This is a genomic window from Ottowia pentelensis (assembly GCF_964341695.1).
Genome location: NZ_OZ224513.1, coordinates 3908937 through 3923011, shown reverse-complemented (window position 1 = coordinate 3923011; position 14075 = coordinate 3908937). Strand labels below are relative to the sequence as shown.

The 14075-nt window shown below is 66.8% G+C and carries 16 protein-coding genes; 7 read left to right on the top strand and 9 right to left on the bottom strand.

Annotated elements, in window-relative coordinates; all coding sequences use genetic code 11:
* Positions 1-5: 5 nt before the first annotated feature.
* Entirely contained in the window at positions 6-1199 is a 1194-nt protein-coding gene (locus tag ACWHMB_RS19110) for a benzoate/H(+) symporter BenE family transporter (RefSeq protein ID WP_377482249.1), read from the bottom strand.
* A gap of 99 nt (positions 1200-1298) precedes the next feature.
* On the opposite strand from ACWHMB_RS19110, the gene ACWHMB_RS19105 reads away from it, so the two are divergent.
* Together ACWHMB_RS19105 and ACWHMB_RS19100 are read left to right on the top strand one after the other, a co-directional pair.
* Positions 1299-1424: a BrnT family toxin gene (locus ACWHMB_RS19105; RefSeq protein ID WP_377482247.1), complete on the top strand. Its 126-nt coding sequence runs from the start codon at positions 1299-1301 to the stop codon at positions 1422-1424.
* Positions 1408-1704, top strand: a complete 297-nt coding sequence (locus ACWHMB_RS19100; protein ID WP_377482245.1) for a BrnA antitoxin family protein — start codon at positions 1408-1410, stop codon at positions 1702-1704. The genes ACWHMB_RS19105 and ACWHMB_RS19100 overlap by 17 nt, the downstream gene beginning before the upstream one ends.
* 34 nt (positions 1705-1738) lie before the next feature.
* Here the strand turns inward: ACWHMB_RS19100 and ACWHMB_RS19095 are convergent, their stop codons facing one another.
* Genes ACWHMB_RS19095 through ACWHMB_RS19085 form a run of 3 tightly spaced genes read right to left on the bottom strand, consistent with a single transcriptional unit; the run spans position 1739 to position 3113 of the window.
* Positions 1739-2266, bottom strand: a complete 528-nt coding sequence (locus ACWHMB_RS19095; protein ID WP_377482243.1) for a DUF6036 family nucleotidyltransferase — start codon at positions 2264-2266, stop codon at positions 1739-1741.
* On the bottom strand, positions 2253-2585 hold the full coding sequence (locus ACWHMB_RS19090; protein WP_377482240.1) for a hypothetical protein: 333 nt from the start codon (positions 2583-2585) through the stop codon (positions 2253-2255). The genes ACWHMB_RS19095 and ACWHMB_RS19090 overlap by 14 nt, the downstream gene beginning before the upstream one ends.
* A 21-nt stretch (positions 2586-2606) precedes the next feature.
* On the bottom strand, positions 2607-3113 hold the full coding sequence (locus tag ACWHMB_RS19085) for a hypothetical protein (RefSeq protein ID WP_377482238.1): 507 nt from the start codon (positions 3111-3113) through the stop codon (positions 2607-2609).
* A gap of 284 nt (positions 3114-3397) precedes the next feature.
* On the opposite strand from ACWHMB_RS19085, the gene ACWHMB_RS19080 reads away from it, so the two are divergent.
* From ACWHMB_RS19080 to tfpZ, 3 genes are read left to right on the top strand one after another with little or no spacing between them, the layout of a single operon-like run.
* Positions 3398-3892 (top strand): pilin, encoded by a 495-nt coding sequence (locus tag ACWHMB_RS19080; protein ID WP_377482235.1) that lies wholly within the window; start codon positions 3398-3400, stop codon positions 3890-3892.
* Positions 3893-3942: 50 nt separating this feature from the next.
* Positions 3943-5697: a PglL family O-oligosaccharyltransferase gene (locus ACWHMB_RS19075; protein ID WP_377482233.1), complete on the top strand. Its 1755-nt coding sequence runs from the start codon at positions 3943-3945 to the stop codon at positions 5695-5697.
* A gap of 50 nt (positions 5698-5747) precedes the next feature.
* Complete coding sequence (gene tfpZ / locus ACWHMB_RS19070; RefSeq protein WP_377482230.1) at positions 5748-6506, top strand: TfpX/TfpZ family type IV pilin accessory protein; 759 nt, start codon at positions 5748-5750, stop codon at positions 6504-6506.
* A gap of 276 nt (positions 6507-6782) precedes the next feature.
* Here tfpZ and ACWHMB_RS19065 read toward each other — a convergent pair whose 3' ends face one another.
* The 3 genes from ACWHMB_RS19065 to ACWHMB_RS19055 form a co-directional block, all read right to left on the bottom strand.
* Positions 6783-7079 carry a HigA family addiction module antitoxin gene (locus ACWHMB_RS19065; RefSeq protein ID WP_293225829.1) on the bottom strand — a complete coding sequence of 99 codons (297 nt, stop codon included), beginning with the start codon at positions 7077-7079 and terminating at the stop codon, positions 6783-6785.
* A gap of 14 nt (positions 7080-7093) precedes the next feature.
* Positions 7094-7372, bottom strand: a complete 279-nt coding sequence (locus tag ACWHMB_RS19060) for a type II toxin-antitoxin system RelE/ParE family toxin (RefSeq protein ID WP_377482227.1) — start codon at positions 7370-7372, stop codon at positions 7094-7096.
* A 368-nt stretch (positions 7373-7740) separates the two neighbouring features.
* The gene (locus ACWHMB_RS19055) at positions 7741-8313 is read right to left on the bottom strand and encodes a Uma2 family endonuclease (protein WP_377482224.1); all 573 of its coding nucleotides are present in this window, start codon (positions 8311-8313) and stop codon (positions 7741-7743) included.
* A gap of 231 nt (positions 8314-8544) precedes the next feature.
* Here ACWHMB_RS19055 and ACWHMB_RS19050 point away from each other — a divergent pair, with 231 nt between their 5' ends.
* Entirely contained in the window at positions 8545-8853 is a 309-nt protein-coding gene (locus tag ACWHMB_RS19050; RefSeq protein ID WP_377482221.1) for a nucleotidyltransferase family protein, read from the top strand.
* Between the two features lie 21 nt (positions 8854-8874).
* A complete protein-coding gene (locus tag ACWHMB_RS19045; RefSeq protein WP_377482218.1) occupies positions 8875-10077 on the top strand; it encodes a CaiB/BaiF CoA transferase family protein in 1203 nt (400 codons plus the stop codon).
* 64 nt (positions 10078-10141) lie between these two features.
* Here ACWHMB_RS19045 and ACWHMB_RS19040 read toward each other — a convergent pair whose 3' ends face one another.
* Positions 10142-12013, bottom strand: a complete 1872-nt coding sequence (locus ACWHMB_RS19040; RefSeq protein ID WP_377482215.1) for a potassium transporter Kup — start codon at positions 12011-12013, stop codon at positions 10142-10144.
* A 205-nt stretch (positions 12014-12218) separates the two neighbouring features.
* Entirely contained in the window at positions 12219-14054 is a 1836-nt protein-coding gene (locus tag ACWHMB_RS19035; RefSeq protein ID WP_377482213.1) for a potassium transporter Kup, read from the bottom strand.
* Positions 14055-14075: the final 21 nt, after the last annotated feature.

The window sequence follows — 14075 nt, the reverse complement described above, 5'->3', positions numbered from 1 at the left end:
TTGCCTCAACGCGGCGGAGCCTGCGCGGCGGCGGGTTTTCGCCGCGCCTGGGTGACGAGCAGCGCCAGCGCGCCGGCCACCACGCCCCAGAAGGCCGAGCCGATGCCGGCCAGCGTCACGCCCGACAGCGTGACCAGGAAGGTGATGACGGCCGCCTCGCGGTGCGCCTCGCCCTGCAGCGCCGCCGCCAGCCCCGAGCCGATGGTGCCCAGCAGCGCCAGCCCGGCAATGGCGGCCACCAGCTCTTTCGGAAAGGCCGTCAGCAGCCCCGCCACCGCGGCGCCGAACAGGCCGATCGCCACGTAGATCACGCCGTTGACCACCGCCGCGGTGTAGCGCCGCGCCGGGTCGGGGTGCGCTTCGGGGCCCATGCAGATGGCGGCGGTGATGGCCGCCAGGTTGAGCGCATAGCCGCCAAAGGGCGCCAGCACCAGCGTGGCCAGGCCCGTCAGGCTGATCAGGCGGCTGACGGGCATCTGGTAGCCGGTGGCGCGCATCACCGCCACGCCCGGCAGGTTTTGCGAGGCCATGGTCACCACGAACAGCGGCAGCGCCACACTCACGGCCGCCTGCCAGCTGAACACCGGCGTCGTCCACACCGGCTGCGCCCAGTCCCAGCGCACCGCCGTCCAGCGGATGGTGCCCTGCCAGGCGGCAAACGCAATGGCCACGGCCAGCGTCGCCGGCACCGTGTAGCGCGGCCACCAGCGGCGCGCCAGCAGGTAGGCCGCCAGCATCACCAGCACCAAAGGCAGCGCCGTGCGCGCCGCGCCGAAGGCCGCCATGCCGAAGTGCGCCAGCACGCCCGCCAACAAGGCCGAGGCAATCGCCATCGGGATGCGGTTCATCACCCGCTCGAACCAGCCCGTCACCCCGCACAGCACGATCAGCGCCGCGCAGACGATGAACGCGCCCGTGGCCTGCCCCAGGTCGAACCCCAGCCCCGCGCTGGCCAGCACCGCCGCGCCGGGCGTGCTCCAGGCAATCATCACCGGCTGGCGCAGGATGAGCGAGGGAATGGCCGAGCACAGCCCCATGCCCAGCCCCAGCGCCCACATCCACGACGTGATGACCTCTTGCGACGCGCCGAACGCCTGCGCCGCCTGAAACACCAGCGCCACCGAGCTGGTAAAGCCCACCAGCACCGCCACGAAGCCCGCGCTGGCGGCCGACAGGCTCAGGTCCTTGAAAAATCGCATCGGGGGATTGTGCGCGTGCCGGCGTGGGCACGGCGCGCACGGGTAGCCAACGTGGCTCACCGCAGTTGGCAGGCCAATTGTTGTACGTACAACAATACAATGAGCGCTGAGTTCCACGATCGGCTGTACGTGGTGGTGTTCGTGCAGCGCGGCGAGGTGATGCGCATCATCAGCCTGCGCAAGGCCAACCGACGTGAGGTGAAGCTGTATGACGAAGCGATCTAAAAACCGGGGGCTGCTGCTGCCCACCGCGGCCGAGGACGCCGCCATTGCCGCCGGCTTGGCGCAGGACGCCGACACGATGGAAATCACCCGTGCCGACCTGCCGCGCCTGGCACCGCTGCGCCGGCCCGGTCGGCCAGTCGCCGAGCACCCCAAGGTGCCCATGACGATGCGCGTGGACGCCGACGTGCTGGCCGCCATCAAGGCCAGCGGCAGCGGCTGGCAAACGCGTGTCAACCGCGTGCTGCGCGAGGCCGTGCGCCGGGGCAAATTGGCCGCGTGAACGGGTCGGCACGGGCATCAAACCCGCGCGCCGATCAGGCCTGGGCCAGTCGCCGCGCTTGCCGTTGCAGTCGCGCTTTGCGCGCCTCGTCGAGCGGCAGCGCCGCGATGCGGGCAACCAGGGTGTCCATCGAGATGATGCCGTGGCGCAGCATCGTCGCGACGAAAGGGCCGTCCTTGTCGCGCCCCGCCACGAGCTTGGCCGCCGCCAAGTCATGCGGTTCCAGGCACCACCCCAGCTTCAAATCGGTCTGCTCGTTCTGCAACTTCACCAGGCGCTCTTGCCAGCCGTCCGGCAACACGGCGGTCTCGGGCCCCACGCCTTGGGCGTAATACCCGAAGCGCTCGTGAAACGGCGACAGCTCGCCAATGGCGCCGTCGATCAAATCCGCCAGCTCTGGGCGCCGCAGCGGGTAGCAGTCGGCCTCCATCGACTGCACCAGCTCGGGTGGCGGCGCTGGTACGCTGGCCAGAATCGATTGGCTGCCGATCACCACGATCTCGTATTCGTTGGTGACGGCCGCTGCCGCGCGGATCAGGTGCTCCAGTTCAGCGCGCCGCATCGCCTTGCCTTGCGCGCCAGTCTTTCAAAAACGCCAAGCGCTCGGCGTTGCTCAAAACGCCTGCAAAGGGCGATGCCTGGCGCAATGCGTCCGCGTGGGGTGAATCTTCTTCCGCCATCGCCAGGCAGGCTGGCAAGCCTTGGTCGGCCAAGGCTTGCCACTCGCTCACGTAGGGCTGCACCTGCGGGGCGGCATCGCGCTGCCAGCGCGCCAGATTGGCCCGCACGCGTTCGAACAAGGCCGGCTCGGCACGCACGCGCGCGGCCGCCAGGCGGTGCAGGGCGCGGGCGCGTTCGTCAAGCTGGGCATGCGTGGGCATGACTGGATTGTGCCGTCGCTCTCACGTCGCCGGTTGCGCGCCGCCATCGGCCGGCCCCACCGCCGCGCCCTGCAGCAGGCCATCCAGTTGCCGCCGGGCAATCGGGTGGCCCAGTGCCGCCGCCTTGGCGATCCACATCACCGCCAGTTGGTCGCCTTGCTCAGTGCCCTTGGCCGCATGGGCCGTGCCCAGCCACTGCATGGCCTCGGCGCTGCCCTGCTCGGCGGCCGCCTGCAGCCAGTACAGCGCGGCTTCGCGCCCCCCGTGCACCTGCAGCAGGGCGCCGATGTCGGCCTGCGCCTGGGCGTCGCCGGCGTCGGCCTGCAGCAGCACGGCCAGGTCCGCGTCGCTGAAGGCCACACGCGTGCCCTCGCCAATCAGGCCCAGCACGTCGGCCAGCGCCACCGTGGCACGCCCGCGCGCGTCCTTTTCGCCCTTGGCCAGGGCGCCGTCGGCCAGCTTGCGCCACAGGGTGCTGCGGCCGATGCCGGTCAGGGCCGCCACGGCGTCCAGGCTGATCGAGTTCATGCGCTGGGTTCTTTCATGGTCGGGCCGATTCTAGAGGGCTGAGCCCGTGTCGCCGGACGCCGGCGCCCATCCAAGGCGACGGCATGAGACGCCTGTCGCCGTCCCGCCGGGGTGTGAGACGGCGCTTGCCGTCCCAAACGCCGTCCTGTCACGTGCGATTTGTCACAAAAGGCGCCTGGTTGCCGCTTGGCACGCCCCCTGCAACACACAAGGCGTGCGGTGACGCACCTATCTATCCAGGAAGTGTCTCCAAGGTCCGAATCAATTTTTGAGAGGAAACGGAAATGAAACAAATGAAGAAACTGCAGCAAGGCTTTACCCTGATCGAATTGATGATCGTGGTGGCCATCATCGGTATCTTGGCCGCCGTGGCGCTGCCGGCGTATCAGCAGTACACCAAGAAGGCCAAGATGTCGGAAGTGATTCTGGCCGCCTCGCAGTGCCGCACCTCCATCACCGAAGCAGTGCAATCTGCGGTGAGCACGGCGCTGTCGGTCGCGACCGACGGCTGGGGTTGCGAATCAAGCGCAGCTTCGGGTACCGGCACCAAGTATGTGAACAAGGTTTCAACCAGTACCGTCGGAGTGATTACCGTCACGGCGCAGGGTTTTGGTGATAACGAAATTGATAACAAAAATGTGACGCTGATCCCGATGATCAATGGCACAGCTCTTGCGGCTACCGACGGCGGCAAGCAGATCACTTCGTGGGTGTGTGGCGGAACCGGCACTACGATTGCCACGAAATACCTGCCTGGCTCCTGCAAGGGCGGCGTCTGATTTTTCTTGAATGACAGCGAAGTGCGGCCTGCGGGCCGCACTTTTCATTGGTGCGCAATATTCTTGTCACCTTCGGCCTGATCGCCCTGTTTTTGGGCTGGAACCTGCCGAACCATTACCCTCTGTGGACGACCTTCCACAGCGAGGCCGTCACGGCGTTGGGCGTGGGCCTGCTGTTTCTGGGCCTGCTGGGTCGGCTCAAGGCGTCCGCGGGCAGCCCGGCGGCTGGCCTTGGCACGGCGCCCCTGCAGCCGCTGCACTGGCCGCTGTCCGCACGCATTTGGCTGCTGGCCGGTCTGGTGCCGGTCGTGCAGTACCTGGCGGGCGCCTTGGTATTTCGCGGCGATGCGGCGCTGGGCTTCATGTACGCGCTGGGCGGCGCGTTGAGCATCTACACCGGCTGTCTCTGGGCCGCGCAGGAGGGGCGCGGGCCGGTGTTGCAAGCGCTGTTTGGCACCCTCACGGCGGCTGCCATCGCCGCGGCCGGCCTGGCACTGATGCAGTGGCTGCGCCTGCCCAACCCGGGCTGGTGGGCGATGGACCTGATCAACAACCGGCCCTACGCCAATTTTGCGCAGCCCAACCTGTTCGGGCTGCTGATGGTGATGGGCCTGGTGGCGGCCACGGCGCTGTTCGAAATGCGCGTGCTGTCGCATCGCGCCAGCTATGCCCTGACCGTTGCCCTGCTGGGCTTTGGCGTGCTCATCAGCGAGTCGCGCGCCTCGCTGCTGGCTTTGCTGTGCATCGTCGCGTTCTGGTTTTTGGGCCGCGGGCGGGTGCCAACGCGGCTGCGGGTGCCGGAGGTGTTGGTCGGCCTGGCCGTGGGTTGGCTCATCCACCGATACCTGGGCGCGATCGAAGACGCGCTTTACCTGAAGGCCGAAGTGACACGCGAAATGCTGGAGGTCGGCCCGCGCGCGGGCATCTGGCGGCAATACATCGCGGCGATTCTTGAGCACCCCTGGCGGGGTTATGGCTTCGAGCAGGGCATGCTGGCCTTGCGCGAGGTGGCGGCGCACGCCGAGCCGGCGCGCAACGCCACCTATGCCCATAACTTCATGCTGGATTTGATGGCCTGGGGCGGCGTGCCGCTGGCGCTGGTTTTGAGTGGTGCGCTCGCCGTGTGGCTGCTGGGTTGGCTGAAAAAAACCCCGGATGCGGAGTTGCAGGCGCAGCGCCAATGGGTGTTTGCGGTGTGGCTGGCGCTGACGGTGCAGTCGCTGCTGGAGTTTCCGTTTGCCCACACCTTCTTCCTGTTTCCGGCAGCGTTGCTGGCGGGCTGCATCACAAGCCCGTCACAGAAGAGCGGGGCGCCGCACCGACAAGAGCGGTCCGGACGAATGGTGGCCAGTCGCTCTGCCGTGTTGCTCGGCGCACTCGGCGCCACCATGTTGGTCGCGCTCACGTACGACTATTTCAGGCTTGAAGACGACTTTCGCGCGAATCGATTCGAACGCGGTCGTTTCATTGGTGCTCCCGTTCACGAGTTGTATGCGAGCCCGCTGATTCTCGACCAGTTCGCTGCGCTGAATGCCGCGTCGCGCATTGCCATACGCGCCGGAATGTCAGCCGAGGAACTGGACCGTCTGGGCGTTATCGCCAGACGATTCCACCTGCTGTCCAGTCGCATGGACTACGCGAAAGCCCTGGCCCTGAATGGCCGGATGCCGCAGGCAAAGCAGGAACTGGTGGTTATCCGCGCTACCTACCATCCGACCTACTACGCCAAGATCGAGCGAGGATGGAATGAGTGGGTTGAGCAGAACAAAGCTGAAATCAGAAAAGCGGGGACAGATCATGATTGATCGTGACGCCTCGAAGCTGAAATGCCGGATGGCTGAATTTGAACGCTGACATGACCCTCTGGATATCCAAAGTTCGCGCATTGGTCATCCATCTGGGGCTCAGCCTGGCGGTGGCCGCCTTGGCCGCCGCACTGGTCTTCTGGCTTTGGTATCCGCCGCCATTTCGCGCCCTCTCGGGCGGGCGCGAGCTGTTTGTGCTGGTGGCCGTGGTGGACGTGGTGATCGGCCCGCTGGTCACCCTGGTGGTGTTCAACCCCCGCAAGTCGCGGCGCGAGAAGTGGCTGGACTTCTCGGTGATCGGCGTGCTGCAGCTGGCGGCGCTGGGCTATGGCCTGCACACCATTCATGAGGCGCGGCCGGTGCACGCGGTGTTCGAATACAACCGCTTTCGGGTGGTGCATGCCAACGACATTCCGCCCGACTTGCTGGGCCGCACGCCGGCCGGGATCACGGCCTTGCCTTTGAGCGGCCCCACCTGGCTGTCGCTGCGCCCGCTGGTGGGCGGCGAGGTGGCGGACTACACCCTGCAGGCGCTGGATGGCGTGCCGATATCGGCGCGGCCGGAGCTGTGGCAGCCCTATGACAGCGGCCGGCAGGCCATCCTGGCGGCGGCGCGCCCGGCGACGGAGCTGGAGGGACGTTTCCCCAGGGAGGCGGCGCTGATTGGGCAAGGCGTGGCGCAGTCGGGGCGTGCGGTGGACGGCTTGAAGTACCTGCCCATCCAGGGCCGCAAGGGCGTGGTGTGGACGGTGTTGCTGGATGCCCGGACGGCGCAGCCGGTGGGGTTTGTGCCGCTGGATTCGTTTTGACCTGGTTCGAGAAATTTTTCTGGCTCAGATGATCATTTTCCCTGTCGGGGGACAAGTTGGGCAGGGTAGGCTGGGCGCCGGTGGATGGGTTTTGATTGTGGGTAAAACAAGCCGCTGACGCCCGATCCGCAAGCGCTGGGAGCTATCAAATCAATAGAATTTGGCTGGGTTCGCGAAGCGAAATCCGGCATGAACCGGGGCGATGCGGCCGATGCATGGGATGCGCCCATGCATGGGTTTCGTGCCTCGACCCATGCATGGACGCCTCCGACGAAATCAGGCCAACTCGTGCTTGCGGATGTGGGCGAGCACGGTCTGCATGGACGACTGGGCGGCGCGCAGGTCGTATTCAGCCTGAAGGTTCATCCAGCTGATGGCATCGGTGCCGAAGAAGGCCGCCAGCCGCAGCGCGGTGTCGGCCGAGATGCCGCGCTGGCCCTTGACGATTTCGTTGACGCGCCGCGCGGGCACGCCGATGTCCTTGGCGATGCGATATTGGCTGATGCCCATCGGTTTGAGAAAGTCCTCCATCAGCACTTCGCCGGGGTGGGGCCATTGGATGCTGCTGCTCATGCTGGTTGCTCCTTTCAGTGGTAGTCCACGATTTCGACCTGCGTGGCGTTGCCGTCCGCCCAGACGAAGCACAGCCGCCATTGGTCGTTGATGCGGATGCTGTGCTGACCCGATCGGTCGGCGCTCAAGGCTTCCAACCGATTGCCGGGCGGCAATCGAAGAAAGTCGAGCGATCCGGCAGCATGCAATTGGGCCAGCTTGCGCAGCGCCACCGCCTCGATGTTGACAAACCGCCGTACGCGCCGCTGTTCAAACAAGGATTGCGTGTCGGAACAGCGGAAGCTCAAGATCATGGGGCGCCAATGATAACGCTAGTCGTTATTAACGTCAATCGCCCAGGGTGGTGCTGCGGGCACGTAGACTGGGAAAATTGGGGATGAGCATTTCCCCGATGCGCCGTCCAGTGGGTGCGCACCGGAATGGTCGAGGCCGCGCAGCGGGTGCAGCGCTTTGTCAACGGACGAAGCTATTAGGGCGAAAACTGGGTTGCCCCTGGTCCGCGGCAAGACGCTGGACTGGGTGGCCTCTACCAAGCTTTCAAGAAACTGATGGCCGCCATCAGCGAGAAGGACTCGGCTACGATTCATTGATTCTCAACCAGTGGTGTTGCACTTCGGAGTTGAGATCGCCCTTTCATCCAGCCCCCATCAAAACCCCGATTTCAGGGCTCGAACCGCACATCCTCATACAGCTCGGCCATGGGCAGGCGCAGGCCGACGCTGTCGCACTGAACCTCGTCGCCGGCCACGAACGGGTAGAGCACCCAGTGGCCGGAGTCGCTGTCGCGGCGAAACAGGTCCACGCTCAGGCGCTCGGTGTCGATGACGGCGTATTCGCGCAGGCTGGGCAGCTTGCGGTAGGCGGCAAACTTGGCGCCGCGGTCGAAGGCGCTGGTGCTGGGCGACAGCACCTCGGCCACCAGCGTGGGCGCACTTTTGAAGTGGCTTTGCGCGCGGTCGGCCTCGGCGCAGGTGACGAACACGTCGGGATAGAAAAAGGCGTTGTCCTCGGCTACCTGCAGCTTCATGTCGGAGATGAAGACGCTGCAGGGGCCGCCGCGCAGGTGACGACGCAGGGCCATGTAGAGGTTGCCCGCAATGGTGACGTGGGCGTCGGACGCGCCGGCCATGGCGAAGACTTCGCCATCGACGTATTCGTGCTTGTCGGCCTGCTCGGCTTCCCACGCCAGGTACGCCGGCGCGTCGAAACGGGGTTGGGGCAGAGGCAGCGACATGGCGGTGTTGAGATAGGGAGGAATCGCATCAAAGCTTACAGGAGATGGTGCGACGTGGCGAGCCACAGTTTTCTGGTCCATACGCCGCAATCGAAGCGTGACCTGACTGACATGGGTCAGAACCATATTTCACGTGATCCCAATGCGCCACCGTGATCGGAATGGGTCGGCGGCCGCATTCGCATGCGCAACTGATTGCCCGGATGCCCTTCGATCGGTAGACTGGCCATCATGCATGCCGCCATCGCCCAACACCTTGACGAGATCGCTGCCATTTGTCGCCACTACGGGGTTCGCAGATTGGATGTGTTCGGCTCGGCGGCGCGTGAAACCGACTTCGACCCGGCCCGCAGCGATGCCGATTTCTTGATCGAATTTGCGCCAGACGCACCCCCCGATCTGCATCGTTTCTTCGGCGCCAAGGCGGAGTTGGAGCAATTGCTCGGGCGCGACGTGGATTTGGTGGAGCCGGATGGGGTGCGCAATCCCTATGTGCGCGCGGCGATGAACCGGCAGCGCCAGAACGTGTATGCCGCCTGACCCAGAAAAAACTGGGGTCAGATGAACATTTTTCCGTCCACCCCCCTCGCCGGCCTGCGCGTGATCGAGATGGGCCAGCTGATCGCCGGGCCGTTTGCCGGCAAGACGCTGGGCGACTTTGGCGCGGAGGTGATCAAGATCGAGCCGCCGGGCGCGGGCGACCCGCTGCGCAACTGGCGGCTGCTGCGGCACGGCACCTCGGTGTGGTGGCAGGTGCAGTCGCGCAACAAGCGTTCGCTGGCGCTGGACTTGCGCGCGGCCGAGGGGCAGGACGTTGCGCGGCGGCTGATTGCCGAGGCCGACGTGCTGATCGAGAACTTCAAGCCCGGCACGCTGGAGGGCTGGGGCCTGGCGCCCGAGCGGCTGCAGGCGCTCAACCCGGGGCTGATCATCCTGCGCATCTCGGGCTATGGCCAGACCGGGCCGTACCGCGACCGCCCCGGCTTTGGCGTGGTGGGCGAGGCGATGGGCGGCCTGCGCCACCTGACGGCCGAGCCGGGACGCGTGCCGGTGCGGGTGGGTGTGTCCATCGGCGACACGCTGGCGGCGCTGCACGGCGTGATCGGCGTGCTGCTGGCGCTGCACCACCGCACGGCGCACGGCGGCGCCGGGCAGGTGATCGACGTCGCTCTGCACGAGGCGGTGTTCAACTGCATGGAAAGCCTGATCCCCGAGTACAGCGCGTTCGGCGCGGTGCGCGAGCCCGCGGGCAGCGCGCTGCCGGGCATCGCGCCCAGCAACGCCTACCCCTGCCAGGACGGCTGGGTGCTGGTGGCGGGCAACGGCGACAGCATCTTCAAGCGGCTGATGACCGCCATCGGCCGGGACGACCTGGGCGGCGCGCCCGACCTGGCCGACAACGCCGGCCGCGTGGCGCGCGTGGCCGAGATCGACGCCGCCATTGGCGCCTGGACGCAGCCGCGCACGGTGCGGGCGGTGCTGGACGCGCTGACCGCCGCGCGCGTGCCGGCCGGCAAGGTCTACACCGCGCGCGACATTGCCGAAGACCCGCACTACCAGGCGCGCGACATGCTGCTGGCGCAGGCCACGCGCGACGGCGACACGCTGACGGTGCCGGGCATCGTGCCCAAGCTGTCGGCCACGCCCGGTGGCGTGCGCGCCAGCGCGCCCCACTTGGGCGAGGACAGCGAGGCCGTGCTGCGCGAGCTGGGCCTGAGCGCCGAGCAGATCGCCGCGCTGCGCCAGCGCGGGATCGTGCAGTGATTGAATTACTATTTAAATGATAGCTTCCAGCGCTTGATGGACGTGCGCTGCAGGCCGATTCGGCTCAAATTTCGATCTGCGTGCCCAGCTCCACCACCGAGTTGACCGGCAGCTGCAAAAACTCGGCCATCGGGCTGGCGTTGAGTTGCAGGCGGGTGTAGAGCTTTTCGCGCCACAGCGCCATGCCGCCGCCGGTGTGCGGCACGATGGTGGTGGCCGACAGGAAGTAGCTGGTCTTCATCGGGTCCAGCGGCCCCACCGTGTCGACCGCGCCGCGCAGCGCGCCGGGCAGGTCGATGTGGTCCTTGAAGCCGTAGTGCAGCGTGATGCGCCAGCAGTCGTGGCCCAGCTCGACGATCTCCAGCCGCTCGGCCGGAGCCACCCAGGGCACCTCGTGGTTGCGCACGTTGACGAACAGGTTGCGCGCGTGCAGCACCTTGTAGTGCTTGAGGCTGTGCAGCAGCGCGTTGGGCGTGATGCCGGCCACCGCGCACAAAAACACCGCCGTGCCGTCCACGCGCAGCGGCGGGTGCACGAAGACGGCGTCCAGAAACAGCGGCAGCTCGACCGCGTGGTCGCGGTTGTTGGCGCGCACCAGCTCGCGCCCGCGCCGCCAGGTGCTCATCACGGTAAAGACCAGCGCCGCGATCAAGAGCGGAAACCAGCCGCCGTCGGCGATCTTGAGCGCGTTGGAGCCGAAGAACACCAGGTCGACCAGCAAAAACACCCCCGTGGCACCCAGCGCCAGCGGCAGCGGGTAATGCCAGCCGTGGCGCACCACGAAAAACGTGAGGCACGTGGTGATGACCATCAGCAGGCTGACCGACACGCCGTAGGCCGCCGCCATGGCCGAGGAGCTGCGAAACACGCCCACCGTCAGCACCACGCCCGCCAGCAGCAGCCAGTTGACGGCGCGGATGTAGATTTGCCCGATCTCCTCGGTGGAGGTGTGGTCGATGCGCATGCGCGGCAAAAAGTCGAGCTGCATCGACTGCTTGGCGGCCGAGAACGCGCCCGAGATCAGCGCCTGCGAGGCGATCACCGTCGCCGCCGTGGCCAGCAGCACCAGGCCCACCAAGGCCCAGGGCGGCGCCAGCAGGTAGAAGGGGTTGTCCACGGCCGCCGGCTGCGCCAGCACCAGCGCACCCTGGCCCAGGTAGTTCAGCATCAGCGCCGGCATCACCCCCACGAACCAGGCCAGCCGGATGGGGCGCTTGCCGAAGTGGCCCATGTCGGCGTACAGCGCCTCGGCGCCGGTCAGGCACAAGAAGACGGCGCCGAGTGCGATGAAGGCGATGTGCGGCTGCTCCCACATGAAGCGCAGCGCGTGGTGCGGCGACAGCGCCGCCAGCACCTGCGGCGCATGCGCGATCTGCCGCGCGCCGATGACGGACAGCACCACGAACCACAGCACCATCACCGGCCCGAAAAAGTGCCCGATGCGCGCCGTGCCGTGCTTTTGCACCATGAACAGCAGGGCCAGCACGACCAGGGCGATGGGGATCACGTAGGGCTTGGCCTCGGGCGTGGCCACCTCCAGGCCCTCCACCGCCGACAGCACCGAGATGGCGGGGGTGATCACGCCGTCGCCGAAGAACAGCGCCACGCCGAAGGCGCCCACCGCCAGCATGCCGGCGCGCAGGCGTGGGCGCGCGCCCACCGAGCGCGAGGCCAGCGCCAGCAGGGCCATCATGCCGCCCTCGCCGTCGTTGTCGGCGCGCATCACCAGCGCCACGTACTTGAAGGCGACGACCAGGATCAGCGCCCAGATGAACATGGACGTGGCGGCCAGCACGTTGGCCTGCGAAAACGGCACGCGCCCGCCGGCGAACACCTCGCGAAAGGCATACAGCGGGCTGGTGCCGATGTCGCCGAACACCACGCCCGTGGCGCCCAGCATCAGTGCCTGGATACTGGGTTTCGCCGACGCCGTCATGCTTGTCCCATGGGTTTTCCGGGCTCGACTCCGTGGCCCGTTCGATCAGTATGGGCAGATGGCTGCCGGCAAGGCTGCAGCGAGCCCAATGGCCGCGGAGCAGGCCATGCCAGCGATCGCCGTGGCCGGGGTCTCCCTGGCCACTGGCGATGCCCCCTTCAGGGGGAGGCGCAACATCGCGCGGCGAGTGGAGCAACGGGGGTGTTCATATCTCCACCTTGCCGCCCAGCTCGACCACCGCGTTGCTCGGCAGGTTGAGGTATTCGGCCGCCGCCGTCGCCGTGTGGTGCATGTAGGCGAACAGCTTTTCGCGCCAGGGCATCAGGCCGGTGCCGACGGTGGGCGTGACGATGTGGCGCGACAGGAAATAGCTGGTGCTCATCGGGTTCAACTTGACGCCGCGCGCGGCCAGCAGGGCCAGCGCCTTGGGCAGGTCGGGGTCGTTCTTGAAGCCGTAGTTCAGCACCACCTGCCAGCAGTCGTGGCCCAGGGGTTCGAGCAGCAGGCGCTTTTCCATGCCGATCCACGGCACCTCGTGCTGCTGCACGGTGACGAACAGGTTTTGCTGGTGCAGCACCTTGTTGCCGGGGTCGGGCGTCAGGAACACCGCCGTGCCGTCCACCCGCGTGGGCGGCGCCTCGAACAGGGCGGCCAGAAAGTCCTTCAGGTCCAGCGCCGTCTCCTGCAGCGCCTGGTGCAGCAGCGCGCGGCCGTCGCGCCAGGTCACCATCAGGATGAAGATGGCGCCGGCGATGGCCAGCGGAAACCAGCCGCCGTGCACCAGCTTGAGCAGGTTCGAGCTCCAGAACAGCAGGTCGACCACCAGGAAGAAGCCGGTGGCCGCCAGCGTCAGCGCCAGCGACAGCTTCCAGGCGTAGCGCACGACGAAGAAGGTCAGCACCGTGGTGATCAGCATGTCGGTGGTGACGGCGATGCCGTAAGCCGCCGCCAGGTTGCTGGACGAGCGGAACATGCCGATGGCCAGCACGATGGTGACGAACAGGCCCCAGTTGACCAGCGGCATGTAGATCTGCCCGATGTCGCGCACGCTGGTGTGCTGGATCGTCAGGTGCGGCAAAAAGCCCAGCTGGATGACCTGCTTGGTGACGCTGAAGGCGCCCGAGATCAGCGCCTGCGAGGCGATCACCGCCGCCGCCGTGGCCAGGCCCACCAGTGGCAGCGTGGCCCAGTCGGGCGCCATGTGGAAGAACGGGTTCTTGACCGCCGCGTCGCCCTCGGCCAGCAGCAGCGCGCCCTGGCCGAAGTAGTTGAGCACCAGCGCCGGCATGGCGATGGTGAACCAGGCCAGGCGGATCGGCCGCTTGCCGAAGTGGCCCATGTCGGCGTACAGCGCCTCGCAGCCGGTCACGCACAGCACCACCGCGCCCAGGGTGATGAAGGTGACGCCCGGGTGCTGCGCCGCGAAGGCCAGCGCGTAGTGCGGCGACAGCGCCCACAAGATGCGCGGGTTGTTGGCGATCTGCAGCACGCCCAGCACGGCGATGACGGCAAACCACAGCAGCATCACCGGGCCGAAGAAGCGCCCGATGCCCGCCGTACCCTTTTTTTGCACCAGAAACAGCGCGAACAGCACCGCCAGCGTGAGCGGGATGACGTATTCGGTGAAGGCGGGCGAGACCACCTCCAGCCCCTCCATGGCGCCCAGCGTGGTGATGGCCGGCGTGATGACGCCGTCGCCATAGAACAGGCAGGTGCCGAAGATGCCCACCATCAGCATGCCGCGCCGCAGCACCGGCTTGTCGGCCACCGCGCGCGAGGCCAGGGTCAGCATGGCCACCAAGCCGCCCTCGCCGTTGTTGTCGGCACGCAGCACCAAGGCCACGTACTTGATGGAGACGATGACGGTGAGCGTCCAGAAGATCAGCGACAGCACGCCGTAGACGTTGTTGGGCGTGAACTGCACGTGGCCGGGGCCGAAGATCTCCTTGACCGTGTACAGCACGCTGGTGCCGATGTCGCCAAAGACCACGCCGATGGCTCCGACCATCAACGTGGGCAACGAGGACTTGGTTTCGGCCATGGTCGGATGGGCGGGCGATGC